At 54.7% G+C, this 26771-nt stretch carries 23 protein-coding genes; 22 read left to right on the top strand and 1 reads right to left on the bottom strand.

All coding sequences use genetic code 11. The features are described 5' to 3' along the window. Nucleotides 1-472 precede the first annotated feature (472 nt). The 21 genes from ilvI (at nucleotide 473) to secA (ending at nucleotide 25742) form a co-directional block, all read left to right on the top strand. Complete coding sequence (gene ilvI, locus ACVLVH_RS12460; protein ID WP_137385150.1) at nucleotides 473-2197, top strand: acetolactate synthase 3 large subunit; 1725 nt, start codon at nucleotides 473-475, stop codon at nucleotides 2195-2197. Nucleotides 2198-2199: 2 nt separating this feature from the next. Continuing rightward, nucleotides 2200-2691, top strand: coding sequence for an acetolactate synthase small subunit (gene ilvN, locus ACVLVH_RS12455; RefSeq protein WP_007885011.1), 492 nt, complete (start codon nucleotides 2200-2202; stop codon nucleotides 2689-2691). A gap of 197 nt (nucleotides 2692-2888) precedes the next feature. Continuing rightward, nucleotides 2889-3899: a catabolite repressor/activator gene (cra, locus tag ACVLVH_RS12450; protein WP_498949475.1), complete on the top strand. Its 1011-nt coding sequence runs from the start codon at nucleotides 2889-2891 to the stop codon at nucleotides 3897-3899. A gap of 489 nt (nucleotides 3900-4388) precedes the next feature. Next, complete coding sequence (gene mraZ, locus ACVLVH_RS12445) at nucleotides 4389-4847, top strand: division/cell wall cluster transcriptional repressor MraZ (protein ID WP_007885013.1); 459 nt, start codon at nucleotides 4389-4391, stop codon at nucleotides 4845-4847. A gap of 2 nt (nucleotides 4848-4849) precedes the next feature. Next, nucleotides 4850-5791 carry a 16S rRNA (cytosine(1402)-N(4))-methyltransferase RsmH gene (gene rsmH, locus ACVLVH_RS12440; RefSeq protein ID WP_101762120.1) on the top strand — a complete coding sequence of 314 codons (942 nt, stop codon included), beginning with the start codon at nucleotides 4850-4852 and terminating at the stop codon, nucleotides 5789-5791. Next, nucleotides 5788-6108, top strand: a complete 321-nt coding sequence (gene ftsL, locus ACVLVH_RS12435) for a cell division protein FtsL (RefSeq protein ID WP_101762119.1) — start codon at nucleotides 5788-5790, stop codon at nucleotides 6106-6108. The genes rsmH and ftsL overlap by 4 nt, the downstream gene beginning before the upstream one ends. 16 nt (nucleotides 6109-6124) lie before the next feature. Next, nucleotides 6125-7891 carry a peptidoglycan glycosyltransferase FtsI gene (locus ACVLVH_RS12430; RefSeq protein WP_008108616.1) on the top strand — a complete coding sequence of 589 codons (1767 nt, stop codon included), beginning with the start codon at nucleotides 6125-6127 and terminating at the stop codon, nucleotides 7889-7891. Further along, nucleotides 7878-9365 carry a UDP-N-acetylmuramoyl-L-alanyl-D-glutamate--2,6-diaminopimelate ligase gene (gene murE, locus ACVLVH_RS12425; protein WP_498949472.1) on the top strand — a complete coding sequence of 496 codons (1488 nt, stop codon included), beginning with the start codon at nucleotides 7878-7880 and terminating at the stop codon, nucleotides 9363-9365. The genes ACVLVH_RS12430 and murE overlap by 14 nt, the downstream gene beginning before the upstream one ends. After that, nucleotides 9362-10723: a UDP-N-acetylmuramoyl-tripeptide--D-alanyl-D-alanine ligase gene (murF, locus tag ACVLVH_RS12420; RefSeq protein WP_192412395.1), complete on the top strand. Its 1362-nt coding sequence runs from the start codon at nucleotides 9362-9364 to the stop codon at nucleotides 10721-10723. The genes murE and murF overlap by 4 nt, the downstream gene beginning before the upstream one ends. After that, on the top strand, nucleotides 10717-11799 hold the full coding sequence (gene mraY, locus ACVLVH_RS12415) for a phospho-N-acetylmuramoyl-pentapeptide-transferase (protein ID WP_007888613.1): 1083 nt from the start codon (nucleotides 10717-10719) through the stop codon (nucleotides 11797-11799). Before murF ends, mraY begins: the two co-directional genes overlap by 7 nt. A 2-nt stretch (nucleotides 11800-11801) precedes the next feature. Next, complete coding sequence (gene murD, locus ACVLVH_RS12410; protein ID WP_192412393.1) at nucleotides 11802-13118, top strand: UDP-N-acetylmuramoyl-L-alanine--D-glutamate ligase; 1317 nt, start codon at nucleotides 11802-11804, stop codon at nucleotides 13116-13118. Then, entirely contained in the window at nucleotides 13118-14332 is a 1215-nt protein-coding gene (gene ftsW / locus ACVLVH_RS12405) for a cell division protein FtsW (RefSeq protein ID WP_101762115.1), read from the top strand. Before murD ends, ftsW begins: the two co-directional genes overlap by 1 nt. Continuing rightward, nucleotides 14329-15387: an undecaprenyldiphospho-muramoylpentapeptide beta-N-acetylglucosaminyltransferase gene (gene murG / locus ACVLVH_RS12400; protein WP_101762114.1), complete on the top strand. Its 1059-nt coding sequence runs from the start codon at nucleotides 14329-14331 to the stop codon at nucleotides 15385-15387. Before ftsW ends, murG begins: the two co-directional genes overlap by 4 nt. A gap of 70 nt (nucleotides 15388-15457) precedes the next feature. Beyond that, nucleotides 15458-16933, top strand: coding sequence for a UDP-N-acetylmuramate--L-alanine ligase (gene murC, locus ACVLVH_RS12395; protein ID WP_192412391.1), 1476 nt, complete (start codon nucleotides 15458-15460; stop codon nucleotides 16931-16933). Then, complete coding sequence (locus ACVLVH_RS12390; protein WP_137385156.1) at nucleotides 16926-17846, top strand: D-alanine--D-alanine ligase; 921 nt, start codon at nucleotides 16926-16928, stop codon at nucleotides 17844-17846. The genes murC and ACVLVH_RS12390 overlap by 8 nt, the downstream gene beginning before the upstream one ends. A 1-nt stretch (nucleotide 17847) precedes the next feature. Continuing rightward, on the top strand, nucleotides 17848-18687 hold the full coding sequence (gene ftsQ, locus ACVLVH_RS12385; RefSeq protein WP_101762111.1) for a cell division protein FtsQ: 840 nt from the start codon (nucleotides 17848-17850) through the stop codon (nucleotides 18685-18687). Next, on the top strand, nucleotides 18684-19940 hold the full coding sequence (gene ftsA / locus ACVLVH_RS12380; RefSeq protein WP_007888634.1) for a cell division protein FtsA: 1257 nt from the start codon (nucleotides 18684-18686) through the stop codon (nucleotides 19938-19940). Before ftsQ ends, ftsA begins: the two co-directional genes overlap by 4 nt. A gap of 71 nt (nucleotides 19941-20011) precedes the next feature. After that, a complete protein-coding gene (gene ftsZ / locus ACVLVH_RS12375; RefSeq protein ID WP_008108602.1) occupies nucleotides 20012-21166 on the top strand; it encodes a cell division protein FtsZ in 1155 nt (384 codons plus the stop codon). A gap of 101 nt (nucleotides 21167-21267) precedes the next feature. After that, the gene (lpxC, locus tag ACVLVH_RS12370) at nucleotides 21268-22185 is read left to right on the top strand and encodes a UDP-3-O-acyl-N-acetylglucosamine deacetylase (RefSeq protein WP_097094933.1); all 918 of its coding nucleotides are present in this window, start codon (nucleotides 21268-21270) and stop codon (nucleotides 22183-22185) included. A 274-nt stretch (nucleotides 22186-22459) separates the two neighbouring features. Beyond that, nucleotides 22460-22960, top strand: a complete 501-nt coding sequence (secM, locus tag ACVLVH_RS12365; protein ID WP_338064763.1) for a secA translation cis-regulator SecM — start codon at nucleotides 22460-22462, stop codon at nucleotides 22958-22960. Between the two features lie 76 nt (nucleotides 22961-23036). Continuing rightward, nucleotides 23037-25742 carry a preprotein translocase subunit SecA gene (gene secA / locus ACVLVH_RS12360; RefSeq protein WP_101762109.1) on the top strand — a complete coding sequence of 902 codons (2706 nt, stop codon included), beginning with the start codon at nucleotides 23037-23039 and terminating at the stop codon, nucleotides 25740-25742. 42 nt (nucleotides 25743-25784) lie between these two features. Here secA and ACVLVH_RS12355 read toward each other — a convergent pair whose 3' ends face one another. Continuing rightward, on the bottom strand, nucleotides 25785-26171 hold the full coding sequence (locus ACVLVH_RS12355; protein WP_101762108.1) for a winged helix-turn-helix domain-containing protein: 387 nt from the start codon (nucleotides 26169-26171) through the stop codon (nucleotides 25785-25787). A 188-nt stretch (nucleotides 26172-26359) separates the two neighbouring features. Between ACVLVH_RS12355 and mutT the strand changes: the two genes are divergently transcribed. After that, complete coding sequence (gene mutT, locus ACVLVH_RS12350; protein ID WP_101762107.1) at nucleotides 26360-26755, top strand: 8-oxo-dGTP diphosphatase MutT; 396 nt, start codon at nucleotides 26360-26362, stop codon at nucleotides 26753-26755. The last annotated feature ends 16 nt before the right edge of the window (nucleotides 26756-26771 follow it).

The raw sequence follows: 26771 nt of genomic DNA, 5'->3' as shown, positions 1-26771 counted from the left end.
TTAGGCTTGTTGTTAAGAAGAATATGATGTGATCAGGTCGTTTTATAGATAATCACGCCAGAAAGTAATTATCACAAAAGATTGTGGACTGAGTGGTCAGGCAATATGAAAATCATATTTCTTAGAACACGCTGCAAATAATCTATAAACCAGCATTTTCCTCTGTGGTTATGACGAAGCATTAGTTTAATCCTCGCAGGCAATAATCACGCATCAGTGCCTTTATTGCCGGATCGGGCGCGACGTGGCGTCCTGGCGTTTGCAGGGCGGGTTGTCTGCGGTTATGGTAATCGACCTACTCTCAAATAATTAACTCAAGTAGATTCCCTGTACCTGGAAGGCGGACAGAACGCCGCCTTCTGAGCATAAACATAAGGTTTTGATCTTAATTGGCGATCGGGGGCCGGATATCAGTGGCGTGCGGGAAACGCGAACGTCAGTGGATTCAGTCCCTCAAGCCTGGAGGCAGAAAATGGAGATGTTGTCAGGAGCCGAAATGGTCGTCCGTTCGTTAATCGATCAGGGCGTTAAGCAGGTATTCGGTTATCCGGGCGGAGCGGTGCTCGATATTTACGATGCGCTGCAAACGGTCGGTGGTATTGACCACGTATTGGTCCGTCATGAACAAGGCGCGGTGCATATGGCCGATGGCCTTGCGCGTGCGACCGGTGAAGTGGGCGTGGTGCTAGTGACTTCCGGTCCGGGCGCCACCAACGCGATTACCGGTATTGCAACCGCCTATATGGATTCGATCCCGATGGTAATTCTTTCGGGTCAGGTGCCTTCGTCACTGATTGGTTACGATGCGTTCCAGGAGTGCGACATGGTCGGCATCTCCCGCCCGGTGGTGAAGCACAGCTTCCTGGTGAAAAACGCCGAAGAGATCCCAACCGTGTTGAAAAAGGCCTTCTGGCTGGCAGCAAGCGGTCGCCCGGGACCGGTGGTGATCGATCTGCCAAAAGATATCCTGAATCCCGCCAACAAGCTGCCGTACGTCTGGCCGGAAACAGTGAGCATGCGCTCATACAATCCGACCATTCAGGGCCATAAAGGACAGATTAAGCGCGCGCTGCAAACGTTACTGGCAGCACACAAGCCGGTGATTTACGCCGGCGGCGGCGCGATTATGTCGGGCTGCGAAGCCGAGCTGCTGCAGCTGGCAGAGCAACTGAATATTCCGGTAACGACCTCGCTGATGGGCTTGGGCGTGTTCCCTGGCACACATCGTCAGTGTGTCGGCATGCTGGGGATGCACGGCACTTACGAAGCCAACATGACCATGCACAATGCCGATCTGATTTTCGGTATTGGCGTGCGCTTCGACGACCGCACCACCAACAATCTGGCGAAGTACTGCCCGAACGCCACCATCATGCATATCGATGTCGATCCGACGTCGATCTCCAAAACGGTCAGCGCCGACATTCCAATCGTTGGCGATGCGAAGCAGACGCTGGCACAGATGTTAGAGCTGCTGGCGCAAAGCGATGCGAAGCAGGAACTTGATAGCCTGCGCGACTGGTGGCAGACCATTGAAGGCTGGCGCGGTCGCAAGTGCCTGGAATTCGATCGTACCAGCGACAAAATCAAACCGCAGGCAGTCATCGAGACCATCTGTCGTTTGACCAAAGGCGAAGCTTACGTGACGTCTGACGTTGGTCAGCATCAGATGTTTGCCGCACTTTACTACCAGTTCGACAAGCCGCGTCGCTGGATCAACTCCGGCGGCTTAGGCACCATGGGCTTCGGCTTGCCTGCAGCGTTAGGTGTGAAGATGGCGCTGCCGGATGAGACGGTTATCTGCGTGACCGGCGATGGCAGTATCCAGATGAACATTCAGGAGCTGTCGACCGCACTGCAGTACGATTTACCGGTGCTGGTATTAAACCTCAACAACGGCTTCCTCGGCATGGTTAAGCAGTGGCAGGACATGATTTACTCGGGCCGCCACTCGCAGTCCTACATGCAATCGCTGCCTGACTTCGTGCGTCTGGCCGAAGCGTATGGGCATGTGGGCATTTCCATTGCGCATCCGGCGGAGCTGGAAGAGAAGCTGCAGCTGGCACTGGATACGCTGGCGAAAGGACGTCTGGTGTTTGTCGATGTAAACATTGACGGCAGCGAGCACGTTTACCCGATGCAAATTCGTGGTGGTTCGATGGATGAGATGTGGCTGAGCAAAACGGAGAGGACTTAATTATGCGTCGTATTTTATCGGTTCTGCTGGAAAACGAATCCGGTGCATTGTCCCGCGTAGTGGGGCTGTTCTCTCAACGTGGCTATAACATCGAAAGCCTGACTGTGGCACCGACCGATGATCCCACTTTGTCACGCATGACCATTCAAACGGTCGGCGACGCGAAAGTGCTGGAGCAGATCGAGAAGCAGCTGCACAAGCTGGTGGACGTGCTACGTGTCAGCGAGCTGGGTCAGGGCGCTTACGTTGAGCGTGAGATTATGCTGGTGAAAATCCAGGCCAGCGGTTACGGCCGTGAAGAAGTGAAGCGCAGCGCGGAAATTTTCCGTGGGCAGATTATCGATGTCACGCCAACGCTTTACACGGTTCAGCTGGCAGGCACCAGCGATAAACTCGATGCGTTTCTTAACACCGTGCGTGACGTGGCAGAAATTGTCGAAGTGGCGCGCTCAGGAATTGTGGGTGTGTCGCGCGGCGATCGCGTGATGCGTTAATCACCCAAAGTAACGATTTCATCTGATTCTAACCCGGCGAAATGCCGGGTTTTTTTATTTTATGCGCTTAACCAGGATGCGAGAGAAAAGCGGTTGCTCGGCGTAGTGTTCTGCGGTTAGATGTTACAAATGTTTTACCCATAGCTACTCTGCGGATATTTTCGTCAGCGCTGGCTTATCAGAATTAAGGTGTCACCGTGAAACTGGATGAAATTGCGCGCCTGGCAGGCGTGTCGCGCACCACGGCCAGCTATGTAATTAATGGCAAAGCGCGGCAGTATCGTGTCAGCGAAAAAACCGTCGAAAAAGTGATGGCGGTGGTGCGTGAACACAACTATCACCCCAATGCCGTCGCGGCTGGGCTGCGCGCCGGGCGCACACGTTCGATTGGCCTCGTGATCCCCGATCTGGAAAACACCAGTTACACGCGCATTGCGAATTATCTGGAGCGTCAGGCGCGTCAGCGCGGCTATCAGCTGCTGATTGCCTGCTCAGAGGATCAGCCAGACAACGAAATGCGCTGCATCGAGCATCTGTTGCAGCGCCAGGTTGATGCCATCATCGTTTCAACTTCACTGCCACCAGAGCATCCGTTCTATCAGCGTTGGATCAACGATCCGTTACCGATTATCGCGCTGGACCGTGCGCTGGATCGTGAACACTTTACCAGCGTAGTGGGTGCCGATCAGGATGATGCGCAGGCGCTGGCGGCTGAATTGCGTCAGCTACCGGTGAAAAATGTGCTTTTCCTCGGCGCGCTGCCTGAGTTGTCGGTCAGCTTCCTGCGTGAGTTAGGTTTCCGCGATGCGTGGAAAGATGATGAGCGGCCAATTGATTACATCTACTGCAACAGTTTCGATCGGGCCGCCGCTGCCGCGCTGTTTGAGAAGTACCTCGAAGATCATCCGATGCCGGAGGCACTGTTCACCACGTCGTTTGGGCTGCTGCAGGGCGTAATGGACATTACGCTGAAGCGTGATGGTCGCCTGCCGACAGATTTGGCGATCGCCACCTTTGGCGACCATGAATTGCTGGATTTCCTTGAGTGCCCGGTGCTGGCGGTGGGGCAACGTCACCGCGACGTGGCTGAGCGCGTGCTGGAACTGGTGTTAGCCTCGCTAGATGAACCACGTAAACCCAAGCCGGGTTTAACCCGTATTCGTCGCAATTTATTCCGCCGCGGACAATTAAGTCGCAGCTCTAAATGAAATGCTGGGCAGTTCGCTGCCCAGCATTTATTAATCCTGTCGATATTTTGAAACCTTAGGGCGTAAATAAGCGTAAATAATCGCCACTCCAGCTAACAATTTAACCTTGCTGACTTTTCTTAATTGTTTACATGTTCACCAGTGAGGCGTGGCAGAGCTGGCGCGATGATGCTGGGCTTCCTTTCAGAAATCCCCTAAAATGCCGCCGCTGTCGCAGATTGCGGGGCAATTATATTTTTGCGCCGGAGCGCTTTATTTTTCGCCATTTATCCTCGTGCAGAAATTTTTATTCAATTATTCATCAGGTTAATTTTTTATTTTACGAATCCATGTCGATTAATTCCCTCATTGATTAATTTCACCCGATGTAAATAGTGATATTCACTTGCCGTTGCGGCTTGACAAGGATTTCATCGGCTCCGTAAACTCGTTTCGTGGTAAAAAGTGGGATAAAGTGGTGAAAACGGGTGATTGAGGGGTAAGGCTGGCATGTTCCGTGGAGCAACGTTGGTCAATCTCGACAGCAAAGGACGATTAGCAGTACCAACGCGCTATCGTGAATTGCTTGTCGCAGAGTCTCAGGGGCAAATGGTATGCACCATTGACCTCCACCAGCCATGCCTGTTGCTTTATACCCTGCCCGAATGGGAAATCATTGAGAAAAAGCTGTCTCGCTTATCCAGCATGAATCCTGCCGAGCGTCGCGTACAGCGACTGCTGTTGGGACATGCCAGTGAATGCCAGATGGATAATGCGGGTCGTTTGTTGTTGGCGAACACGTTACGTCAACATGCCGGCCTGACCAAAGAAGTGATGCTGGTTGGACAGTTCAATAAGTTTGAGCTGTGGGATGAACAGACCTGGTATCAACAAGTTAAGGATGATATTGACACAGAACAGTCGGCTCAGGAGCCTTTATCTGAGCGGTTGCAGGACTTGTCGCTATAGCTATGCAGGAAAATTTCAAACACACCACAGTGCTGCTGGATGAGGCGGTAAACGGCCTCAATATCAGGGAAGACGGCATTTATATTGATGGCACTTTTGGTCGCGGCGGTCACTCGCGCTTAATCCTTTCGCAGCTTGGTGAGAAAGGGCAACTGATAGCGATTGATCGCGATCCGCAAGCGATAGCCGCAGCCGCTGAGATAAACGATCCGCGCTTCTCGATCGTCCACGGGCCGTTTTCGGCTTTGGCAGAATACGTTGAAGAGCGCGGGCTGACCGGCAAGATCGATGGCGTTCTGCTCGATCTGGGCGTCTCTTCTCCGCAACTGGATGATGCTGAACGTGGCTTCTCCTTTATGCGTGATGGGCCACTGGATATGCGTATGGATCCAACACGCGGGCAATCGGCCGCCGAATGGCTGATGAGCGCAGAGGAGGCGGATATCGCTTTCGTGATCAAGACCTACGGTGAAGAGCGTTTCGGTAAACGGATTGCGCGCGCCATCGTAGAGCGTAACCGCGACCAGCCGATGACACGCACCAAAGAGCTGGCGACGGTGATTGCCGCCGCAATGCCCGTCAAAGACAAATTTAAGCACCCGGCAACGCGTACTTTCCAGGCGATTCGTATCTGGATCAACAGTGAGCTGGAAGAGATCGATACCGCGCTGAAAGGGGCCTTGTCGGTTCTCGCGCCAGGCGGCAGGTTGTCGATCATCAGCTTCCACTCACTGGAAGATCGCTTAGTGAAGCGTTTTATGCGCGATCAGAGCCGCGGTCCTCAGGTGCCAGCAGGCATTCCGATGACGGAGTCGCAGCTTAAAGCCTTAGGCGGTCGTGAGCTGAAAACGCTGGGCAAATTGATTCCTGGCGAAGCCGAAGTGAACGAAAACCCACGTGCGCGCAGTTCGGTATTGCGTATCGCGGAGCGAACGGCCTCATGATTGGCAACGAGCGCCACAGCTTACCCGGTGTCATTGGTGGGGACTTGCTGCGATTTGGCAAGATCCCGCTGTTGCTGTTGATCGCGGTGCTGGTGTCCTCGGTAATGGTCGTGACCACCACGCATAAGACGCGCCTGTTAACGGCGCAGCGTGAACAGCTGGTGCTGGAGCGTGATGCGCTCGATATCGAATGGCGCAACCTGATTCTTGAAGAGAACGCACTGGGCGATCACAGCCGTGTAGAGCGGATAGCAACCGATAAACTGCAAATGCAGCATGTTGATCCTTCGCAGGAAAATATTGTGGTGCAGAAATAAGGAATCGCAGAACTCAATGAGTGGCGCAGGCAAAACGCTAAAGTTAAAAAAACAAGAAGATAAGGCCAGCTTTGTAAGCTGGCGCTTTGCGTTACTGTGCGGGTGCATTTTACTGGCGCTGGGCGGACTGCTGTCGCGCGTAGCGTGGCTGCAGGTGATCAACCCTGACAAGCTGGTGAAAGAGGGCGATTTGCGTTCGCTGCGCGTGCAATCGGTGCCAACCGCGCGCGGTATGATCAGCGATCGTGCCGGTCGTCCGCTGGCGGTGAGCGTGCCGGTGAATGCGATCTGGGCCGATCCGAAAGAGCTGACCGAACACGGCGGCGTCTCGCTGGATAGTCGCTGGAAAGCGCTGTCGGATGCGTTATCGATCCCCCTCGATCAACTTGCTGCACGTATCAATGCCAACCCGAAAGGGCGCTTTGTCTATCTGGCGCGCCAGGTGAATCCAGCGATTGGCGAGTATGTGAAAAAGCTTAAGCTGCCGGGCATCTACCTGCGTGAAGAGTCGCGCCGCTACTATCCGGCGGGCCAGGTGACCGCGCACTTGATTGGTTTTACCAACATTGATGGCCAGGGCATTGAAGGCATCGAAAAAAGCTTCGATAAATGGCTGACCGGCGCACCGGGTGAACGTACGGTGCGTAAAGACCGCAACGGCCGCGTCATTGAAGATATCTCCTCGGTAGATAGCCGCGCTGCGCACAACCTGACGCTAAGCATTGATGAACGTCTGCAGGCGCTGGTGTACCGCGAACTGAATAATGCCGTGGCGTTCAACAAAGCCGAATCAGGCACCGCGGTGCTGGTGGATGTAAACACCGGCGAAGTGCTGGCGATGGCGAACAGCCCCGCTTACAACCCGAATAATCTCAGCAACACGCCGAAAGACGTGATGCGTAACCGCGCTATTACCGACATCTTCGAGCCAGGTTCCACCGTGAAACCGATGGTGGTGATGACGGCTTTGCAGCGCGGTGTGGTGAAAGAGAACAGCGTACTGAATACCGTGCCGTACCGCGTCAATGGTCATGAGATCAAAGACGTGGCGCGCTACAACGAATTGACCCTTACCGGGGTTTTACAGAAGTCGAGTAACGTCGGGGTTTCACGTTTGGCGTTAGCGATGCCCTCCTCAGCACTTGTAGATACTTACGCGCGCTTTGGACTGGGTAAACCGACCAATTTGGGGCTGGTCGGGGAAAGTAGTGGCTTATACCCTCAAAAACAACGGTGGTCTGACATAGAGAGGGCCACCTTCTCTTTCGGCTACGGGCTAATGGTAACGCCGTTACAGTTAGCACGAGTCTACGCAACCATTGGCAGCTACGGCATCAATCGCCCGCTGTCGATCACCAAAGTTGACCCGCCAGTTGCGGGTGAACGCGTTTTCCAGGAAGACCTGGTGAAAACGGTGATGCACATGATGGAAAGCGTTGCGTTGCCTGGCGGTGGTGGGGTTAAAGCCGCCATCAAGGGCTATCGCATTGCCATCAAAACCGGTACCGCCAAGAAAGTTGGACCGGATGGACGTTACGTCAACAAATACATTGCTTATACCGCAGGCGTTGCGCCTGCCAGCCGTCCTCGTTTTGCGCTGGTGGTGGTGATCAACGATCCCCAGGCCGGTAAATATTATGGTGGTGCGGTTTCAGCACCGGTGTTTGGCGCCATCATGGGCGGCGTATTGCGTACCATGAATATCGAACCTGATGCGCTGCCAACAGTTGATAAGAACGAGTTGGTGAAGAATAGAAGTGAGGAATCAAGTGACAGATCGTAACCTGCGCGACTTACTGGCCCCGTGGGTGCCGGGTGCGCCGGCGCGTCCACTCCGTGACATGACACTAGATAGCCGCGCGGCGGCTTCTGGCGATCTGTTTATCGCCGTGGCGGGGCATCATGCTGATGGACGTCGTTTTATTCCGCAGGCTATTGCACAAGGCGTAGCAGCAGTGATTGCCGAAGCCGAAGGCGAAGCCAGCGATGGAGATATCCGCGAGATGCATGGCGTCCCGGTTATTTATCTGGCGCAGTTGCAGCAGCGTCTCTCTGCACTGGCCGGACGCTTTTATCAGCAGCCTGCAAGCAAACTGAAATTGATTGGTGTTACTGGCACTAACGGCAAAACCACCACCACGCAACTGATGGCGCAGTGGGCCAATCTGCTCGGTGAAACCGGCGCAGTGATGGGCACGGTAGGCAATGGCCTTTACGGTCAACTGGTGGCAACCGAAAACACCACCGGTTCTGCGGTGGATGTGCAGCATGTGCTGAATGATTTAGTCGGGCAGGGCGCAACCCTGACGGCAATGGAAGTCTCCTCGCACGGTTTGGTGCAGCATCGCGTTGCCGCCTTGCCGTTTGCGGCCGCGGTGTTTACTAACCTGAGCCGCGATCACCTCGATTATCACGGTGATATGGAGAGTTATGAATCTGCTAAATGGTTACTGTTCTCTGAGCATCAGGTCGCTGAAGCCATCATCAATGCTGATGATGAAGTGGGCCGTCGCTGGCTGGCGAAATTGCCGGATGCGGTAGCAGTCACCATGGAAGACAATCTGCAATCGGGCTGTCATGGCCGCTGGCTGAAAGCCACGGCGGTGGATTATCACGACGGCGGTGCGCATATTCAGTTCAGCTCCAGCTGGGGCAACGGCGAGTTTGATAGCCGCCTGATGGGCGCTTTCAACGTGAGCAACCTGTTGCTGGCGCTGGGTACGCTGCTGGCGCTGGATTACCCGCTTGATGCGCTGGTTGCCACTGCACCGCAGCTGCAGCCAGTATGTGGTCGCATGGAAGTATTCACTGCGCCAGACAAACCTACGGTGGTTGTCGATTACGCTCACACGCCGGATGCGCTGGAAAAAGCGCTGGAAGCGGCGCGTCTGCATTGTAAAGGCCAGCTGTGGTGCGTGTTTGGCTGCGGTGGCGATCGTGACAAAGGCAAACGTCCGCTGATGGGCGCGATTGCTGAGCAATTCTCCGACATCGTCGTGATCACCGACGATAATCCACGCAGCGAAGAGCCGATGGCGATTGTGAATGACATTCTCACCGGCTTGCTCGATCCGGGCCGCGCACGCGTGGTTTCCGGTCGTGCGCAGGCGGTCACCAACGCCGTGATGCAAGCCGGCGCCGATGACATCGTGTTGGTGGCCGGAAAAGGCCACGAAGATTATCAAATCATTGGCAACCGCCGTTTGGATTACTCCGATCGCGACACCGTCGCCCGTTTGTTGGGGGTGATGGCATGATTCCCATTTCTCTCAATACGCTGGCCGAAATCAGCGGCGGTCAACTGCACGGCGCGGATTTAACCCTTGCCGATGTCACCACCGATACCCGCAAAGTCACCGCCGGCAGCCTGTTTGTGGCGCTGGTGGGTGAACGTTTTGATGCTCACGACTTCGCTAACGATGCCATTGCTAACGGCGCGCAGGCGCTGCTGGTCAGTAAGCTGCTGCCGGTTTCAATACCGCAAGTGGTTGTGGCTGATACGCGGATTGCTTTTGGGCAACTCGCCGCGTGGGTACGCCAACAGGCGAACGCTCGCGTGGTTGCGCTGACCGGTTCATCTGGCAAAACCTCGGTCAAAGAGATGACCGCCGCGATTTTGCGTCAGTGTGGCGAAACGCTTTACACGGCCGGCAACCTGAACAACGACTTCGGTGTACCGATGACGCTGCTGCGTCTCACCAAAGAGCATGCTTACGCGGTGATCGAGTTAGGTGCCAACCATCAGGGTGAAATTGCCTACACCACCGATCTGGTGCGTCCGGAAACTGCGCTGGTGAATAACCTTGCTGCTGCCCATCTGGAAGGCTTTGGCTCGCTGGCGGGTGTGGCGAAAGCCAAAGGCGAAATTTTTGGCGGCTTGCCGGTACACGGTACCGCGATCGTCAACGCTGACAGCAACGATCTGGCCAACTGGAAATCACAGTTTGCAGATAAAACCTTGTGGCGCTTCTCGCCGCAGCCGATGGCTGATGCAGAGTTCCGCGCCAGCGAAATCGTGCTGCGAGCCGATGCCACACTGTTCACGCTGCATACGCCACGCGGTGATATCGCCGTGGAGCTGCCGCTGCCGGGCCGTCATAACATCTCGAATGCGTTAGCCGCTGCAGCGCTGGCATTGTCAGTAGATGCGCCGCTGTCGGCGATTCAAGCTGGCCTTAAAACCTTGCAGGCTGTTCCTGGTCGACTGTTCCCGATTCGCCTGGCGGCCAATCAACTGCTGCTGGATGACAGCTACAACGCCAATGTCGGTTCTATGACTGCCGCCGCACAGGTGCTAGGCGATATGCCGGGCTACCGCGTGATGGTAGTGGGCGATATGGCTGAATTGGGTGATGAAGCCGAACTGTGTCATCGCCAGGTCGGCGATGCGGCCAAAGCGGCAGGTATCGATCGCGTGCTGAGCACCGGAACGCTGAGCCAGCTGATTGGCGAAAACAGCGGTAAAGGCGAGCATTTCGCCACAAAAACCGCGCTAACTGAACGTTTACGCACATTGCTGTCCGAACATCAGGACATCACTATTTTGGTTAAAGGTTCACGTAGTGCCGCCATGGAGCAGGTAGTACAGAGCTTACAGGAGAAAGGAACATGCTAGTCTGGCTGGCCGAACATCTGGTCGCATTTTATTCCGGCTTTAACGTCTTCTCGTATCTGACGTTTCGCGCCATTGTCAGCCTGCTGACCGCCTTGTTCATTTCTCTGTGGATGGGCCCGCGCCTGATTGCCTGGCTGCAGAAACTGCAGATCGGCCAGGTGGTGCGTAACGACGGTCCAGAGTCACACTTCAGCAAACGCGGCACGCCAACCATGGGCGGCGTGATGATCCTCACCTCCATCACCATTTCGGTACTGATGTGGGCCTATCCGTCTAATCCATACGTCTGGTGTGTACTGGTGGTGCTGGTCGGTTTTGGCATCATCGGCTTTGTGGATGACTATCGTAAGGTGGTGCGCAAAGACACCAAAGGCCTGATCGCGCGCTGGAAATATTTCTGGATGTCAGTGATTTCGCTGGCGGTTGCGTTCGCGCTGTTTATCGCCGGAAAAGATACGCCTGCAACGCAGCTGGTGGTGCCGTTCTTTAAAGACGTGATGCCGCAGCTGGGCCTGTTCTACGTGGTGCTGGCCTACTTCGTGATTGTCGGTACCGGCAACGCGGTTAACTTAACGGATGGTCTTGATGGCTTAGCCATTATGCCAACGGTGTTCGTGGCAGCAGGCTTTGCGCTGGTGGCGTGGGCGACCGGTAACGTCAAGTTTGCCGAATATCTGCACATTCCTTATTTACGGCACGCGGGCGAATTAGTGATTGTCTGCACCGCGATTGTCGGAGCCGGACTCGGATTTTTGTGGTTCAACACCTATCCAGCGCAAGTGTTCATGGGCGATGTCGGCTCATTGGCGCTGGGTGGCGCGCTCGGCACCATCGCCGTGCTGCTGCGTCAGGAATTCTTGCTGTTAATCATGGGCGGCGTGTTTGTGGTCGAAACGCTCTCGGTGATTCTGCAGGTGGGATCGTTCAAGCTGCGCGGTCAACGCATTTTCCGCATGGCACCGATTCACCATCACTATGAATTGAAAGGCTGGCCGGAGCCGCGCGTCATTGTGCGCTTCTGGATTATTTCGCTGATGCTGGTGCTGATTGGCCTGGCAACGCTGAAGGTACGTTAATCATGGCTGACTATCGGGGCAGAAAAGTCGTCATCATTGGATTAGGCATTACTGGCCTCTCCTGTGTTGATTTCTTCCTCGCGCAAGGCGTAACGCCACGCGTGATGGATACCCGTGTCTCGCCGCCGGGGCTGGACAAACTGCCAGCTTCGGTGGAGCGCTATGTTGGCGGTATTAATAGTGATTGGTTGCTGGCCTCCGATCTGATTATCGCCAGCCCCGGCATCGCGCTGGCGCATCCTGCATTAAGCGAAGCCGTCGATGCCGGGATTGAAATCATCGGCGATATTGAGCTGCTCTGCCGTGAAGCGCAGGCTCCGATTGTGGCGATCACCGGTTCGAACGGCAAAAGCACCGTGACGACGCTGGTGGGCGAAATGGCGCGTGCTGCAGGTTGGCAGGTGGGTGTGGGCGGCAACATCGGTTTGCCGGCGCTGACGCTGTTGAAATCGCCAGCACAGCTTTATGTACTCGAACTCTCCAGCTTCCAGCTGGAAACCACGCATAGCCTGAAAGCGGCTGCGGCGACGATCCTCAATCTCACCGAGGATCACATGGATCGCTATCCGCTCGGCATGCAGCAGTATCGTGCCGCCAAGCTGCGCATTTACGAAAACGCCAGCGTCTGCGTGGTGAATGCCGACGATGGTATGACCATGCCGGTGCGCGGTGTTGATCAGCGCTGCGTAAGCTTCGGCATCAATCTCGGCGATTATCATCTCAATCAGCAGCAGGGCAGCACCTGGCTGCGGGCAAAGGGCGAGAAAGTCCTGAACACCGATGAGATGACGCTGGTGGGCCAACACAATTACACCAACGCGCTGGCAGCGCTAGCATTGGCCGACGCGGTGAACATCCCGCGTGCTTCCAGCCTGAAAGCGTTAACCACCTTTACCGGTCTGGCGCACCGCTTCCAGCTGGTGCATGAAGCCAATGGCGTGCGTTGGATCAACGATTCCAAAGCCACCAACGTCGGTAGCACCGAAGCGGCGCTGAATGGCCTGCAGGTGAAAGGCACCTTGTGGCTACTGCTGGGCGGCGACGGCAAATCGGCTGACTTCAGCCCGCTGGCGCGCTATCTGCAGGGCGACAACGTGAAGCTGTTCTGTTTTGGTCGCGATGGCGATGCGTTAGCGGCATTGCGTCCGGAGATCGCCACGCGCACTGAAACCATGCAGCAGGCGATGACGCAGATTGCCGCCCAGGTCAAAGCCGGCGATATGGTGCTGTTATCACCGGCCTGCGCCAGCCTTGACCAGTTCCGTAATTTTGAACAGCGCGGCGATCAGTTCGCGCAACTGGCGAGGGAGTTGAGCTGATGCGCATTCCTGGAGCCGGTATCGCCAACTATCTGTCGTTGCGCCTGCGTGAATGGGTGATGGGCGCGCGCGACAGTGATGATGCGCCGGTGGTGCTGTACGATCGCACGTTGCTGTGGCTGACCTTTGGGCTGGCGCTGATTGGTTTTGTGATGGTGACGTCGGCGTCGATGCCGGTCGGTCAACGTCTGAATGAAGATCCGTTCTACTTTGCCAAGCGTGATGCATTCTATATCGCTTTGGCGTTTGGTATGGCGCTGGTGACCTTGCGCATCCCGATGGATTTCTGGCAGCGCTACAGCAACGTGATGCTGATGGTTTCCGTGGTGATGCTGCTGATCGTCCTGGTCGTCGGTAGCTCGGTGAACGGTGCATCGCGCTGGATTGCCCTTGGCCCGCTGCGTATTCAGCCAGCCGAGCTTTCGAAGTTGACGCTGTTTTGCTATCTCGCCAGTTACCTGGTGCGCAAAGTAGAAGAGGTGCGTAACAACTTCTGGGGCTTCTGTAAGCCGATGGGCGTGATGGTGGTACTGGCCGTGCTGCTGCTGGCGCAGCCGGATCTCGGTACCGTGGTTGTACTGTTTGTTACCACGCTGGCGATGCTGTTCCTCGCCGGGGCGAAAATGTGGCAGTTCCTGGCGATCATCGGCTCCGGCATTTTCGCCGTGGTGCTGCTGATCATCGCCGAACCGTACCGTATGCGCCGTGTGACCTCCTTCTGGAACCCGTGGGAAGATCCCTTCGGCAGCGGCTACCAGCTGACGCAATCGTTGATGGCGTTTGGGCGCGGTGAGTTCTGGGGGCAGGGCTTAGGCAACTCGGTGCAGAAACTGGAATATCTGCCGGAAGCACATACCGACTTCATCTTCTCCATCATCGGTGAAGAGTTGGGTTATGTCGGTGTGGTTTTAGCGCTGTTGATGGTATTCTTCGTCGCTTTTCGCGCGATGTCGATTGGTCGCCGTGCTCTGGAGATCGATCAGCGCTTCTCAGGCTTCCTCGCTTGCTCAATTGGCGTGTGGTTTAGCTTCCAGGCGCTGGTTAACGTGGGTGCAGCTGCGGGCATGCTGCCGACGAAAGGTCTGACGCTGCCGCTGATCAGTTACGGTGGTTCGAGTCTGATCATCATGTCGACCGCCATCGTGTTTTTATTGCGCATAGATTATGAAACGCGTCTGGCAAAAGCGCAGGCGTTTACCCGAGGTGCACGATGAGTGGCAAACGGTTGATGGTCATGGCAGGCGGTACTGGCGGACATGTGTTCCCCGGTCTGGCCGTTGCCCATCACCTGATGGAACAAGGCTGGCAGGTGCGCTGGCTGGGAACCGCCGACCGAATGGAAGCGGATTTGGTGCCGAAACACGGCATTGAAATTGATTTTATCCGCATCAGCGGTTTACGCGGTAAAGGTGTAAAAGCGCAGTTGCTGGCACCGGTACGCATCTTCAATGCATGGCGCCAGGCGCGTCGCATCATGAAGAGCTGGCAGCCGGATGTGGTGCTGGGAATGGGTGGCTACGTTTCGGGCCCTGGCGGCTTAGCGGCGTGGAGCTGCGGTATTCCAGTGGTGCTGCATGAGCAGAACGGCATTGCCGGACTGACCAACAAGTGGCTGGCGAAGATCGCCACCAAAGTGATGCAGGCGTTTCCGGGGGCGTTTCCAAATGCTGAAGTGGTTGGCAATCCGGTGCGTACCGATGTGTTAGCGCTGCCGTTACCGGCAGAGCGCCTAAGTGCACGTTTCGGCCCGATTCGCGTGCTGGTGGTTGGCGGCAGTCAGGGCGCGCGCATCCTTAACCAGACCGTGCCGCAAGTGGCCGCAGCGTTGGGCGATGCCATTACGGTTTGGCATCAAACCGGTAAAGGCGGACTGGAAACCGTGCAGCAGGCTTACCGCGCAGCGGGTCAGCCGCAGCACAAAGTCACCGAGTTTATCGATGACATGGCCGAAGCTTACGCCTGGGCCGATGTCGTAGTGTGCCGTTCGGGCGCATTGACGGTAAGTGAAGTGGCGGCCGCAGGTTTACCGGCAATTTTCGTACCGTTTCAGCACAAAGATCGTCAGCAGTACTGGAATGCGTTGCCGCTGGAAAAAGCGGGCGCAGCCAAAATTTTCGAGCAGCCGCAGTTCACCGCGGCTGTGGTAGCGGACACGCTGCGTCACTGGGATCGCACCACATTGCTGGCGATGGCAGAAAAAGCCCGTCAGGTGGCGATTCCCGATGCAACCGAGCGGGTTGCAAATGAAGTGGCGCGCGTCGCGAAGTAAATTAATCGGCCAGTTGATTTGGCCCGTACCCTTAGCAGGTACAAACGGGAAAAACAGGTAATTGAAACAGATGAATACACAACAATTGGCAAAACTGCGTTCTATTGTGCCCGAGATGCGTCGCGTCCGGCACATTCACTTTGTCGGCATCGGTGGTGCTGGCATGGGCGGTATTGCCGAGGTGTTGGCGAACGAAGGCTATCACATCAGCGGTTCTGATCTGGCGCCGAACGCGGTGACACAGCATCTGGCTGCGCTGGGTGCGACGATTTATTTCAACCATCGTCCGGAAAACGTCACCGATGCCAGCGTTGTCGTGGTGTCGACGGCCGTAGCGCAGGATAACCCTGAACTGGTTGCCGCCCGTGAGCAGCGTATTCCCGTGATTCGTCGTGCTGAGATGTTGGCTGAACTGATGCGTTTCCGTCACGGCATCGCCGTTGCGGGCACGCACGGTAAAACCACCACCACCGCGATGGTGACCAGCATTTACGCGGAAGGCGGACTGGATCCCACCTTCGTTAACGGTGGCTTGGTTAAAGCCGCAGGCACGCATGCGCGCCTGGGCAGCAGCCGTTATCTGATTGCTGAAGCAGATGAAAGTGATGCGTCCTTCCTGCATCTGCAACCGATGGTGGCAATTGTCACCAACATCGAAGCGGATCACATGGACACGTATCAGGGCGATTTCGAGAACCTGAAGCAGACGTTCATTAACTTCCTGCACAACCTGCCATTCTACGGACGCGCGGTAATGTGCGTGGATGATGCAGTGATTCGTGACCTGATCCCGCGCGTAGGCCGCCAGGTAACCACCTACGGCTTTAGCGATGACGCGGATGTGCGTATTGAGAATTACGAGCAGCGTGGCGCACAAGGCCACTTCACCATTATTCGTCAGGATAAGCCGGTGCTGAAAGTGACGCTGAATGCGCCGGGCCGTCATAACGCGCTGAACGCGGCCGCCGCGGTAGCTGTTGCCAGCGAAGAGGGGATTGAAGATAACGCGATTCTGGCCGCGCTGGAGAGCTTCCAGGGCACCGGACGCCGCTTTGACGTGCTGGGCGAGTTCGATACCGCCGCCGTCAATGGTAATCCAGGCAGTGCGATGCTGGTCGACGATTACGGCCACCATCCCACCGAAGTGGATGTCACCATCAAAGCCGCACGTGCGGGCTGGCCTGACAAGAAGCTAGTGATGGTGTTCCAGCCGCATCGCTACACGCGTACGCGTGACCTGTTTGATGATTTCGCGAATGTGCTGTCGCAGGTGGATGTGTTGCTGATGCTGGATGTCTATCCGGCGGGTGAAGCGGCAATTCCCGGCGCTGATAGCCGCTCGCTGTGCCGCGCGATTCGTAACCGTGGCAAAGTTGATCCGATTCTGGTCTCTGAGCATGACGCGCTGCCAGATGCGCTGGCACCGTTGCTGTCGGGCGACGATCTGGTGATCGTGCAGGGTGCAGGCAACATCGGCAAGATTGCCCGCAAGCTGGCCGAAAACGAATTACAGCCTGCCGTTAACTCGGAGGCGCGCCATGACTGAGAAGGTTGCAGTATTGATGGGTGGCACCTCGGCCGAGCGTGATGTGTCGCTGATGTCCGGTGCGGCAGTGCTGGCCGGACTGCGTGAAATGGGCATTGATGCGCATGCAGTTGATACGCGTGATGTGTCGGTGCTTGACCTGAAACAGCAAGGCTTCGCTAAAGCGTTTATTGCTTTGCACGGTCGTGGTGGTGAAGACGGCACGCTGCAAGCGGTGCTGGAGTTTCTGCAACTGCCCTATACCGGCAGCGGTGTGATGGCTTCCGCCATCACCATGGATAAGCTGCGCAGCAAATTGCTGTGGCAGGGCAGGGGATTACCTTCAGGCAAATTTGTCTGGCTGACGCGTCAGCAGCATGAACAAGGTTTAAACGCGGATACTACCAAAGCCATTGAGGCGCTGGGTTTACCGCTATTTGTCAAGCCAAGCTGCGAAGGTTCTAGCGTCGGTATCAGCCGCGTGAACCATGCGGATGCATTACCCGCAGCGCTTGAAGAAGCCTTTCGTCATGATGATGACGTGCTGATCGAAGCTTTTCTGAGCGGCGCGGAATACACCGTGGGCATCGTGGGTGAGCAAATTCTGCCTTCTATCAGAATTAAAACCGCCAGCGAGTTCTATGACTATGAAGCTAAATACATTTCTGACGATACTGAATACTTCTGCCCGAGCGGATTAAGCGCCGAGCAGGAAGCAGAATTGCAGACGTTGGTGTGGTCAGCCTGGCGCGCATTGGGTTGCAGCGGCTGGGGTCGCGTGGACGTGATGGCTGACGGTGAGGGCAACTTCCAGCTGCTGGAAGTGAATACTTCGCCCGGCATGACCAGCCACAGTTTAGTGCCGATGGCCGCGAAGCAAGCGGGATACAGCTTCCCGCAGCTGGTGGCGCGTATTCTGGAGCTGGCTGACTGATATGTCTCAGGCAGCGATACGAGTACGCAATCGCGAACCTCAGGAGCGGACACGCTCCGGGCGCAGTAACGGTGCGCGACTGTTTGGCATGGTGTTCCTGTTGATTGTGTTGGGCATTATGGTGGCGGGTGGCCTCGTGGTGCTGAAGTGGATGAATGACGCGTCACGCTTGCCGTTATCGAAGCTGGTGGTGACCGGGCAAACCCACTACACCACGCATGATGATATTCGTCAGGCCATTTTATCGCTTGGCGCGCCGGGAACCTTCATGTCGCAGAACGTGGATATCATCCAGCAGCAGATTGAGCGTTTACCCTGGATTAAGCAGGTCAGTGTGCGCAAGCAGTGGCCTGATGAGCTGAAGATAAATCTGGTGGAGTATGTTCCGGTTGCACGCTGGAATGACTCACATATGGTGGACGCAGCTGGCGTCTCCTTCAGCGTTCCGGCCAGTCACGTTGGCAAAGAAACGTTGCCGATGCTGTACGGTCCGGAAGGCAGTGAAAACGAGGTGTTAGCCGGCTATCACACCATGAGTGATGTATTAAAGGCTAACAAGTTTACCCTGAAGGTCGCGTCGATGACGGCGCGGCGCTCGTGGCAGTTAGTGACCAGTGACGATGTGCGCATCGAATTAGGTCGTAGCGATACCATGAAGCGTCTGAACCGTTTTATTGAGCTTTATCCGGATTTGCAGCAGCAGGGCCAAAGTCAGAACCAGCGCATCACGTACGTTGATTTGCGCTACGATTCGGGCGCCGCAGTCGGTTGGGCCGCTGCACCGATAGAGCCACAGGACAGTAATCAGCAACAGAACCAGGCACAGGCTAAACCACAATGATCAAGGCAACGGACAGAAAACTGGTAGTAGGACTCGAAATTGGCACCGCGAAGGTGTCCGCCCTGGTTGGGGAAATTCTGCCCGATGGTATGGTCAATATTATTGGGGTGGGCAGTTGCCCGTCTCGCGGCATGGATAAAGGCGGCGTAAACGATCTGGAATCGGTGGTGAAATGCGTACAGCGCGCCATCGATCAGGCTGAATTGATGGCGGACTGCCAGATTTCCTCGGTCTACCTTGCTTTATCGGGCAAACATATCAGTTGCCAGAACGAAATCGGGATGGTTCCGATTTCGGAAGAGGAAGTGACTCAGGATGATGTAGAGAACGTGGTGCATACGGCGAAATCCGTTCGCGTACGTGATGAGCATCGTATTCTGCATGTTATCCCGCAGGAATACGCCATCGATTATCAGGAAGGCATTAAGAATCCAGTGGGACTTTCTGGCGTACGTATGCAGGCGAAAGTACATTTGATCACGTGCCACAACGATATGGCAAAAAATATTGTCAAAGCCGTTGAACGTTGCGGCCTGAAAGTTGACCAACTGATTTTTGCCGGGTTGGCATCCAGTTTCTCCGTACTGACGGAAGATGAACGTGAGCTGGGCGTCTGTGTTGTTGATATCGGTGGCGGTACAATGGATATCGCTGTCTATACTGGCGGTGCACTGCGTCACACTAAAGTGATCCCGTATGCCGGGAACGTGGTAACTAGCGATATCGCTTACGCTTTTGGTACACCGCCGACCGACGCAGAAGCGATTAAAGTGCGTCACGGTTGTGCATTGGGCTCGATTGTCGGCAAAGACGAAAATGTCGAAGTGCCGAGCGTAGGTGGACGTCCACCACGTAGCCTGCAGCGTCAAACGCTGGCTGAAGTCATCGAGCCGCGTTACACCGAACTGTTGAATCTGGTCAACGACGAGATTCTGCAATTACAGGAGCAGCTGCGCCAGCAAGGCGTGAAACATCATCTGGCGGCCGGTATCGTGCTGACCGGTGGTGCGGCGCAGATTGAAGGTTTGGCAGCCTGCGCACAGCGCGTGTTCCACACGCAAGTGCGCATCGGACAGCCGCTTAACATCACCGGCCTGACGGACTATGCGCAGGAGCCGTATTACTCTACGGCGGTTGGCCTGCTGCATTACGGCAAAGAGTCACACATGAACGGTGATGCAGAAACGGAAAAACGTGCTTCAGTGGGCAACTGGTTCAAGCGAATCAACAGCTGGCTGAAGAAAGAGTTTTAATTTTTGAAAAAGGAGATCATGCTGGCAATGTTTATGATCTCCAGGCGACAGGCACATAACGGAGAGAAATCATGTTTGAACCTATGGAATTAACCAATGACGCGGTGATTAAAGTCATCGGCGTCGGCGGTGGCGGTGGCAACGCCGTAGAGCACATGGTACGCGAGCGTATCGAAGGTGTGGAATTCTTCGCTGTGAACACCGACGCGCAAGCGTTGCGTAAGACAGCGGTCGGCCAGACGATCCAGATCGGGACCAATATCACCAAAGGTCTTGGTGCAGGTGCGAACCCAGAAGTGGGCCGCAACTCTGCAGAAGAGGATCGCGAAGCACTGCGTGCTGCGCTGGATGGTGCAGACATGGTGTTCATCGCAGCTGGCATGGGCGGCGGTACCGGTACTGGTGCAGCGCCAGTTGTGGCTGAAGTGGCAAAAGATTTGGGTATCCTGACCGTTGCGGTGGTAACTAAGCCGTTCAACTTTGAAGGCAAAAAGCGTATGGCTTTTGCTGAGCAAGGTATCGCTGAACTGTCTAAGCATGTCGATTCACTGATTACTATTCCAAACGACAAGCTGCTGAAAGTTCTGGGTCGCGGTATTTCTCTGTTGGATGCGTTCGGCGCAGCCAACGACGTATTGAAAGGCGCTGTACAGGGTATCGCTGAACTGATTACCCGTCCTGGCCTGATGAACGTTGACTTTGCGGACGTGCGTACCGTGATGTCAGAAATGGGTTACGCCATGATGGGTTCAGGCGTGGCATGTGGTGAAGATCGTGCGGAAGAAGCGGCAGAGATGGCTATCTCTTCTCCGCTGTTGGAAGACATCGATCTGTCTGGCGCGCGCGGCGTGCTGGTCAACATTACTGCGGGCTTCGACCTGCGTCTTGATGAGTTTGAAACCGTGGGTAACACCATCCGCGCCTTCGCTTCTGACAACGCAACCGTGGTTATCGGTACTTCTCTGGATCCAGAGATGAACGACGAACTGCGTGTGACCGTAGTTGCAACCGGCATCGGCATGGATAAGCGTCCGGAAATCACGCTGGTGACCAACAAGCCGGCCACTCAGCCAGTGATGGATCATCGCTACCAGCAGCACGGCATGGCGCCGCTGCCGCAGGAGCAGAAACCGGCTGCGAAAGTGGTGAATGACCAACCGGCGGCATCCAGCAAAGAACCCGATTACCTTGATATTCCAGCCTTCTTGCGTAAGCAGGCTGATTAAGAATATCCCGAGAATTGGGATTCTCCGCTCTTTGTGCTAAAGTATTCGCCCGCTGGTAATTTATACTGGCGGTCGGACAGGTAATATTGCGAGATAAAGCGATGATCAAACAAAGGACATTAAAACGTATTGTTCAGGCGACTGGTGTCGGTTTACATACCGGCAAGAAAGTCACACTGACGTTACGCCCTGCGTCGGCTAACACCGGGGTCATCTATCGTCGCACTGACTTGAATCCACCGGTAGATTTCCCGGCTGATGCAAAATATGTGCGCGACACCATGCTGAGTACTTGCCTGGTGAACGATGAAGGCGTGCGTATTTCAACCGTTGAACATCTGAACGCCGCATTGGCGGGCTTGGGCATCGACAACATTATTGTTGAAGTTGATGCACCGGAAATCCCGATCATGGATGGCAGTGCCGCGCCTTTTGTCTATTTGCTGATGGACGCTGGCATCGAAGAGCTAAGCAGCGCGAAGAAATTCGTACGCGTTAAGCAAACGGTGCGTGTGGAAGATGGCGATAAGTGGGCCGAGATCAAGCCGTATAACGGTTTCTCACTTGACTTTACTATCGACTTCAAACATCCAGCGATCGACTCAAGCTCGCAGCGTTACCAGCTCAACTTCTCGGCTGAGAACTTTGTTCGCCAAATCAGCCGTGCGCGCACCTTTGGCTTTATGCGTGAAATCGAATATCTGCAGTCTAAAGGCCTGTGCCTGGGCGGTAGTTTAGATTGTGCGATTGGCCTTGATGATTTCCGCGTATTAAACGAAGACGGTCTGCGCTTTGAAGACGAATTTGTTCGTCATAAAATGCTCGATGCGATCGGCGACCTGTTCATGTGCGGTCATAATGTTATTGGCGCGTTTACCGCCTTTAAATCGGGCCATGCGTTGAACAACAAGTTGCTGCAAGCGGTTCTGGCTAAACAGGAAGCCTGGGAATGGGCGACCTTCGAAGATGAAGCTGAACTGCCACTGGCATTCAAAGCACCAAATTTAGTTCTGGCGTAAGTCAGACATAAAACGGCAGGTTTCGCTGACACCCTCTCCGGTCAGTTTAACCTGCCGTTTTTTATTGCCTCATTTTTATTCCTGCCAAGCCGATCTCAATTCGCTGTAGCAACTGGCGAAACCCTGTACAAAAAAACGTTAATTCCGCCGAAGCCCCTTTAATCACTGGTGTCGAAGCCCCACATAAGTGCTATCATCTGGCGCTCACATAAGCTGGGTAACGCAGATTTTTGCTACCGCTTTATTACCATATTCAATGCATTGTGGACGGATTGTGATCGGGATTTTCTCACGCTGGCGACAATTAGGCAGACGCTATTTCTGGCCACATCTCCTGTTGGGGATGGTGGCGGCCAGTTTAGGTTTGCCTGCCTGTGCGCAAAGTTCTGAGCCGAAAGCAAATGATTCGCCGATCAGCAGCCTGTTTGTCGGCAATGTTGTCCACTTTGATCATCTGATTCGTCTGCAGGAAAGCGCGCGTCGACCGAATTTCAACGTCGATTACTGGCACCAGCATGCGATTCGCACCGTTATTCGCCACCTTTCCTTTAGTATGACGCCGCCCGCTCAGGCGGAAGCCGATCAAGCTGTGCCGCTGGCGGCACAAAAGCTGGCGTTGATAGGTTCGCTTCAGGCGTTGCTGACTTCTCCGGCGCAATCGCTGACTGTTGTTGAGCCGCAACAAAACCTGCGTCACAACGAACCACAAATCCTTTCCTCTGCTGATTGGCAAGCTGCTATTCATGGCATCCGCGCCGGGCCTTTCATTGCTTAACTGCTAACGTTTTTTCCACATCCTGAATCAGATTTTGCAGCCCGTGAAATCACGGCTGAATTGAGAAAAATTTATCATGTTAATCAAATTATTAACTAAAGTATTCGGCAGCAGCAATGATCGTACTCTGCGCCGTATGCGCAAAATCGTCGACGTCATCAATAAGATGGAGCCGGATTTCGTAAAGCTCTCTGACGATGAACTGAAAGCGAAAACTGATCTGTTCCGCGAGCGCCTGAAAAAAGGCGAAAGCCTTGAGAGCCTGATTCCTGAGGCCTTTGCCACCGTACGTGAAGCAAGTAAGCGCGTCTTCGGTATGCGTCACTTTGATGTGCAGCTGATTGGCGGCATGGTGCTCAACGAACGTTGCATCGCAGAGATGCGCACCGGTGAAGGTAAAACCCTGACCGCGACTCTGCCCGCTTACCTGAACGCGCTGAGCGGCAAAGGCGTGCACGTTGTTACCGTCAATGACTATCTGGCGCAGCGTGATGCCGAAAATAACCGTGCACTGTTTGAATTCCTTGGCCTGACCATCGGCATTAACCTGCCAAACATGCCAGCTGTGGCGAAGCGTGCAGCTTATGCCGCTGACATCACCTACGGCACCAACAACGAATACGGCTTTGACTACCTGCGCGACAACATGGCGTTCAGTCCGGAAGAGCGCGTGCAGCGTAAGCTGCATTACGCATTAGTGGATGAAGTCGACTCAATCCTGATCGATGAAGCACGTACGCCATTGATCATCTCTGGTCCGGCGGAAGACAGCTCTGAGCTGTATACCAAAGTTAACAAGATCATCCCGCATCTGGTGCGTCAGGAAAAAGAAGACTCTGAAACCTTCCAGGGCGAAGGCGATTTCTGGGTCGATGAAAAAGCGCGCCAGGCACATATGAGCGAGCGCGGCCTGGTAAAAGTTGAAGAGCTGCTGGTTAGCCAAAACATTATGGTAGAGGGCGAGTCACTCTACTCCCCAACCAACATCATGCTGATGCACCACGTTACTGCGGCGCTGCGTGCTCATGCACTCTTCACCCGCGATGTTGATTACATCGTTAAAGATGGCGAAGTGGTCATCGTTGATGAGCACACCGGCCGTACCATGCAAGGTCGCCGCTGGTCAGATGGTCTGCATCAGGCGGTTGAAGCGAAAGAAGGCGTGGAAATCCAGAATGAAAACCAGACGCTGGCTTCCATTACCTTCCAGAACTACTTCCGTATCTACGAGAAACTGGCCGGTATGACCGGTACCGCAGATACCGAAGCATTCGAATTCAGCTCCATCTACAAGCTCGATACTATCGTGGTGCCAACCAACCGTCCGATGGTGCGTAAAGATATGGCCGATCTGGTCTACATGACCGAGAAAGAGAAGATTGACGCCATTATCGAAGACATCCGTGCCTGCACTGCTAAAGGGCAGCCGGTGTTAGTGGGTACAATTTCGATTGAGAAATCTGAAGTCGTTTCCAATGAACTGACGCGCGCGGGCATTAAACACAGCGTACTGAATGCCAAATTCCATGCCAGCGAAGCGGATATCGTTGCTCAGGCGGGTCAACCTGCAGCGGTTACTATCGCAACCAACATGGCCGGTCGTGGTACCGATATCGTGCTGGGCGGGAGTTGGCAGGCTGAGCTCGCCGCAATGGACGAGCCAACCGAAGAGCAGATTCAGGCGATGAAAGAAGCGTGGAAACTGCGTCACGATGCGGTGCTGGCTGCAGGCGGTTTGCACATTATTGGTACTGAGCGTCACGAATCTCGCCGTATCGATAACCAGCTGCGTGGTCGTGCGGGTCGTCAGGGTGATGCCGGTTCTTCACGCTTCTACCTCTCGATGGAAGATGCATTAATGCGTATCTTCGCTTCAGATCGCGTATCGAACATGATGCGTAAACTGGGCATGAAGCCAGGCGAAGCAATCGAGCATCCATGGGTGACTAAAGCGATTGCCAACGCGCAGCGTAAAGTGGAAAGCCGCAACTTCGATATTCGTAAACAGCTGCTGGAATACGATGACGTTGCCAACGATCAGCGTCGCGCCATCTACAGCCAGCGTAACGAACTGCTGGATGTGTCTGATGTGTCTGAAACCATCAATAGCATCCGTGAAGATGTCTACAAAACTACCATTGATACCTACATTCCGCCGCAGTCACTGGAAGAGATGTGGGATGTTGCCGGCCTGGAAGAGCGTCTGCGTAACGACTTCGATCTCAACTTGCCTATTGCTGAGTGGTTGGATAAAGAGCCCGATCTTCACGAAGAGACGCTGCGCGAACGTATCATGACCCACGCCGCGGAAAGCTATGCTGCTAAAGAAGAAGTGGTTGGCGAAGAGATGATGCGCAACTTTGAGAAAGGCGTGATGCTGCAAACGCTGGATTCGTTGTGGAAAGAGCATCTGGCAGCGATGGATTACCTGCGTCAGGGCATCCACCTGCGCGGTTATGCCCAGAAAGATCCGAAGCAGGAATACAAGCGTGAATCCTTCTCTATGTTTGCGGCGATGCTTGAATCACTGAAGTACGAAGTGATTAGCACCCTGAGCAAAGTTCAGGTACGCATGCCAGAAGAAGTGGAAGCGATGGAGCAGCAGCGCCGTGAAGAAGCGGAGCGTTTAGCGCAACAGCAGCAGCTGAGCCATGTTGATGATGCCACCGCAGCAGCCGAAGCGTTAGCCGCACAAGGCGGGGAGCGTAAAGTGGGCCGTAATGATCTCTGCCCATGTGGTTCCGGCAAAAAATACAAGCAGTGCCACGGTCGTCTGGCCTGATAAAAAAAGGAGCCTTCGGGCTCCTTTTTTTTTGCTGACGATTTAGCGTGTTATCGCCATGAGTTTCTCTTCATTTAGGCGCACGCCATGATACGGCAGCGTGACCAGTAAACCATCCGGTAAGCCAGCTCGCTTCAACAGCGCCCGGCTTTGGAACAGTAGCTGATGGTAATTGTTATCGCTTATGCTCGGATAGCTCTCATTCCAAACGGTGGCAATAATCTGACGCTTCGAGGTAATCCGCAGCAACAGACAGGAGAAGAATCGTTTTTGCGCTTCATTCAACGAAATAACTTTGTGTTCAGGCCACCATGTTAAGGTGTTCTTTGCGCTGTCTAACGTCAGGATGTCATGAAATACCAGATGGCGTAGGGCATGTAATTGTTCCGGCGTAGTTTGCGCCAGAAACGTTGTTTCTTTGAATTCCATAGGTAGTCGGGTTTAACAGAAGAAAGTGCTGCGAGTATTCCCAACATTCCCGGTTGCGATCCTTACGACATGTCTTAATCACTGGCTTTTGTAGGGCGTGGGACGTCACTTTCCGCTCAACGGTTAACATCACTCGATGTCTGATTTACACTCAGCGCTCATTTTATTAAAAAAGCGGAATCCAGCTTATGAAACACCTGCAGGTTGCGGTGGGCATTATTCGCAATACAGAACGTCAAATCTTCCTTGCCCAGCGTGCGGCAAGCTCCTATATGGCGAATAAGTGGGAGTTTCCCGGCGGAAAAATTGAACAAGATGAATCTGCCGAGCAGGCGCTCAAGCGTGAGCTGATGGAAGAAACCGGTATTGAAGTCACGTCGGCAAGCGCGATTGGTCAGGCCGATCACAGTTATGAAGATCTGCGCGTTACGCTGCATTTCTTCCTGGTTGAAGGCTGGAACGGCGAACCTTATGGTCGTGAAGGTCAGCCACAGCGTTGGGTCGAACAGCAGGATTTGGTCGCGGATGAATTTCCGCCTGCGAACCATGAATTGATCAGCCGATTAGTGGCTGGCGAGATTTAAGTGAAGGGGCGCTAAG

Source organism: Kluyvera sp. 1366 (genome assembly GCF_054823405.1).
Note: the sequence above shows the minus strand (reverse complement) of the source record. Positions and strands in the feature narration are given on the sequence as shown.

Excerpts from the sequence above, each read along its gene's own strand:
- ACVLVH_RS12390 (WP_137385156.1), top strand. The coding sequence starts at position 16,926 with ATGACTGAGAAGGTTGCAGTATTGATGGGTGGCACCTCGGCCGAGCGT.
- mutT (WP_101762107.1), top strand. The coding sequence starts at position 26,360 with ATGAAACACCTGCAGGTTGCGGTGGGCATTATTCGCAATACAGAACGT.
- ftsZ (WP_008108602.1), top strand. The coding sequence starts at position 20,012 with ATGTTTGAACCTATGGAATTAACCAATGACGCGGTGATTAAAGTCATC.
- ilvN (WP_007885011.1), top strand. The coding sequence starts at position 2,200 with ATGCGTCGTATTTTATCGGTTCTGCTGGAAAACGAATCCGGTGCATTG.
- ACVLVH_RS12430 (WP_008108616.1), top strand. The coding sequence starts at position 6,125 with ATGAGTGGCGCAGGCAAAACGCTAAAGTTAAAAAAACAAGAAGATAAG.
- ACVLVH_RS12355 (WP_101762108.1), bottom strand. The coding sequence starts at position 26,171 with ATGGAATTCAAAGAAACAACGTTTCTGGCGCAAACTACGCCGGAACAA.
- lpxC (WP_097094933.1), top strand. The coding sequence starts at position 21,268 with ATGATCAAACAAAGGACATTAAAACGTATTGTTCAGGCGACTGGTGTC.
- murC (WP_192412391.1), top strand. The coding sequence starts at position 15,458 with ATGAATACACAACAATTGGCAAAACTGCGTTCTATTGTGCCCGAGATG.
- murD (WP_192412393.1), top strand. The coding sequence starts at position 11,802 with ATGGCTGACTATCGGGGCAGAAAAGTCGTCATCATTGGATTAGGCATT.
- ftsA (WP_007888634.1), top strand. The coding sequence starts at position 18,684 with ATGATCAAGGCAACGGACAGAAAACTGGTAGTAGGACTCGAAATTGGC.
- mraZ (WP_007885013.1), top strand. The coding sequence starts at position 4,389 with ATGTTCCGTGGAGCAACGTTGGTCAATCTCGACAGCAAAGGACGATTA.
- mraY (WP_007888613.1), top strand. The coding sequence starts at position 10,717 with ATGCTAGTCTGGCTGGCCGAACATCTGGTCGCATTTTATTCCGGCTTT.
- ftsQ (WP_101762111.1), top strand. The coding sequence starts at position 17,848 with ATGTCTCAGGCAGCGATACGAGTACGCAATCGCGAACCTCAGGAGCGG.
- murF (WP_192412395.1), top strand. The coding sequence starts at position 9,362 with ATGATTCCCATTTCTCTCAATACGCTGGCCGAAATCAGCGGCGGTCAA.
- murG (WP_101762114.1), top strand. The coding sequence starts at position 14,329 with ATGAGTGGCAAACGGTTGATGGTCATGGCAGGCGGTACTGGCGGACAT.
- secA (WP_101762109.1), top strand. The coding sequence starts at position 23,037 with ATGTTAATCAAATTATTAACTAAAGTATTCGGCAGCAGCAATGATCGT.
- ftsL (WP_101762119.1), top strand. The coding sequence starts at position 5,788 with ATGATTGGCAACGAGCGCCACAGCTTACCCGGTGTCATTGGTGGGGAC.
- ftsW (WP_101762115.1), top strand. The coding sequence starts at position 13,118 with ATGCGCATTCCTGGAGCCGGTATCGCCAACTATCTGTCGTTGCGCCTG.
- ilvI (WP_137385150.1), top strand. The coding sequence starts at position 473 with ATGGAGATGTTGTCAGGAGCCGAAATGGTCGTCCGTTCGTTAATCGAT.
- rsmH (WP_101762120.1), top strand. The coding sequence starts at position 4,850 with ATGCAGGAAAATTTCAAACACACCACAGTGCTGCTGGATGAGGCGGTA.